Genomic DNA, 1,723 nt, shown 5'->3' on the forward strand with positions numbered 1-1,723 from the left:
CTGCACTACAACCGCTATCGGTATTACGATCCGGAGGTGGGGCGGTTCGTTAGCAAGGATCCGATTGGGTATGCGGGGGGGGGCATAACCTATGGCAGTATGCACCAAACCCGATTGAGTGGAGCGACCCGTTAGGTTTGTCGAAGCGTTGCCCCTGTGATTGCCCGGCGGGAACAATAGATCCCTCTCAGGTGCATTTTATGCAAAGCAGCGCAAAGAATGTTACAGGTGACTATACGGTTCTCGCGAACGCACAAGCTTTGCAGGATGGAACACTCGATCCTAATATATTGAAGACCAAGATTTGGAAGGATGGTGCTGGGAAGCTGTGGACGCTCGATCACAGGCGGCTCGCGGCATTCAAATTGGCACGCAAGTGCATGCCATACCAAATGGCATCAAAAGACGAGATTGATAACCAGATGTGGAAGATGAGTACCAAGAATGGTGGGACATCTATCCGCTTGAAGATGGAGAATGGTCAGTCAATGACCGTTGAGTGAGATGACGATTGACAGAAAGAGAGTGTCGGAAATAAAGACAAGGGAAGATTTTGTTGATTTTATTTCTGATTTTGTGAAATCAATAAGAAATGGGCAGTCGATCGAGAACAATACTGTTGATTCGTATCTTGAGGCAATGGCTTCCTGGGTTGAAGATATGGACGGCTATTACGAAAATATGGGTATAGCTAGCGAGATGAAGCTTGATACGATGAATTGGAGGGTTCTCGCGGATATTGTAGTTGCTGCAACAATGTATGAATAAATGGCACACTCAAGAGCACAACCGAAAAAATCTGTCCAAAGGACCTGGGCACGGGTACCGCGACCAATGCAAGTTCACGCGCTGCGGCGCGAGCCTCTGGGTGTGCGAGCGATGATGTCGGGCACCCGATTGCACGCAACCTTGGCGGTCTTGGTGGCGTTAAGGAAGTCATTCCCCAAGATCCGAGTATGGGCCTGCCGATCGGCATCACCGATGCCAGCGGCAAGACCAGGCAGCTCGAGTACAACAGCAGCGGCCAGCTCACCCGCTACGTGGACTGCTCGGCCAAGGCCAGCGAATGGGCCTACGACGAGCGCGGCCAGCTTGTGCAGTTCACCGACGCAGCGGGCCAGGTCACCCGCTACCGCTACGAGCGCGGCCAGCTCGCCGCCATCCGCTACCCGGACGATACCGAAGAACACTTCGAGCGCGACGCCGAAGGCCGGCTGCTAACCCACATCGATGCGCTGGGCCGGCGCACCGAATGGGACTACACCGAGGCCGGGCTGCTGGCCAAGCGGGTGGACGCCGCCGGCCAGTCGCTGCGCTACCAGTGGGACAAGCTCGGCCAGCTCACCGCGCTGCGCAACGAGAACGGCCGCGATGCCGAGTTCCACTACGACCCAGTGGGCCGTCTGCTGGCGGAAACCGGCTTCGACGGTGCCATCACGCGCTACGAGTACGAGGAGGAGACCGGCAAACTGGCGCGCGCCATCGACGGGCAGCGCATCACCGCCTACACCTTCGATCCGATGGGCCGCCTCACCGAGCGGCGCGCTGCGCTGCAAACCGGCGACGCGAGTCCGCGCGAGCAGGACTGGCAGATCGAGACCTTTGCCTACGACCTCAACGGCAACCTGGCGCTGGCGACCAACGCCGACAGCCGCCTGCAATGGTTCCACGACCCGGCCGGCAACCTGGTGCGTGAGCACCAGCACTACACCCGCCTGGGCCA

2 protein-coding genes and 2 pseudogenes are annotated in these 1,723 nt (G+C 57.9%); all 4 read left to right on the forward strand.

Going from position 1 to position 1,723, the window contains the following annotated elements; genetic code table 11:
• Positions 1-158: pseudogene (locus tag BTE28158_RS33165) on the forward strand (RHS repeat-associated core domain-containing protein); the annotation flags it as partial.
• Positions 159-200: 42 nt separating this feature from the next.
• Positions 201-503, forward strand: a complete 303-nt coding sequence (locus tag BTE28158_RS32740; protein ID WP_151052567.1) for a hypothetical protein — start codon at positions 201-203, stop codon at positions 501-503.
• A gap of 1 nt (position 504) precedes the next feature.
• Positions 505-768: a DUF7660 family protein gene (locus tag BTE28158_RS32180; RefSeq protein ID WP_124629133.1), complete on the forward strand. Its 264-nt coding sequence runs from the start codon at positions 505-507 to the stop codon at positions 766-768.
• A gap of 188 nt (positions 769-956) precedes the next feature.
• Positions 957-1,723, forward strand: a pseudogene (locus tag BTE28158_RS32185) (RHS repeat protein); the annotation flags it as partial.

This window comes from Burkholderia diffusa (genome assembly GCF_902499115.1).
GTDB lineage: Bacteria > Pseudomonadota > Gammaproteobacteria > Burkholderiales > Burkholderiaceae > Burkholderia > Burkholderia diffusa.